At 70.5% G+C, this 542-nt stretch carries 1 protein-coding gene and 1 pseudogene; one reads left to right on the top strand and one right to left on the bottom strand.

Annotation, left to right across the window (positions count from 1 at the left end):
- The coding region (locus AC1DTN_RS38985; protein WP_477925587.1) for a hypothetical protein at positions 1 to 193 on the top strand (193 nt) is incomplete at its 5' end.
- On the opposite strand, the pseudogene AC1DTN_RS38980 reads toward AC1DTN_RS38985, so the two are convergent.
- Positions 190 to 542 (bottom strand): annotated as a pseudogene (locus tag AC1DTN_RS38980) (hypothetical protein); the annotation flags it as partial. The gene AC1DTN_RS38985 and the pseudogene AC1DTN_RS38980 overlap by 4 nt on opposite strands.

Below are 542 nucleotides of genomic sequence, written 5' to 3'. Positions count from 1 at the left end.
CCGCAGGTCCGTGCCGGGCGAACTGCCGACCAGCGAGACGGTGCCGCTGTTGCTGAGCGAGGCGACGCTCTGGCTGAAACCGGCCAGATCGAGGGTGGCGCCCGCGGCCACGGCATGCGCCGACGTGGCGCTGAGCGTGTTGACCGCGCCGGCGCGCAGGGTGCCGGCGCTGACCGTGGTGGCGCCGGCCTAGTTGTTGGCGCCGCTCAGTGTGAGCGTGCCGGTGCCGACCTTGGTCAGCGAGCCGCCGGTGGCGATCACCATGTAGTTGTAGGGAACGCCAACGGCGGCCGAGGTTTGGGGACCCGTGTCCGTGATCGCGCCGCTGATGGTGTCGTTCTGGTTCAGCGCGCCGACCGTCAGGTTCTTCGCGCCGAGCACCACGATGCCCGCGCCCGACAGCGATCCGTCCGACACGGTCGTGGCGACGTCGTTCACGAAGAGCCGGCCGCTGGCGCCGTTCTGGATGGTCGCGCCGCTCAGGTCGGGCGAGTTCTGCAGATAGACCGGGCCGCTGTTGTTGCGGATCAGCGCACTGCCGC

The sequence above is a fragment of the Rhizobium sp. 01T444 genome (genome assembly GCF_056398305.1).
This window is presented reverse-complemented; position numbering and strand designations above follow the sequence as displayed.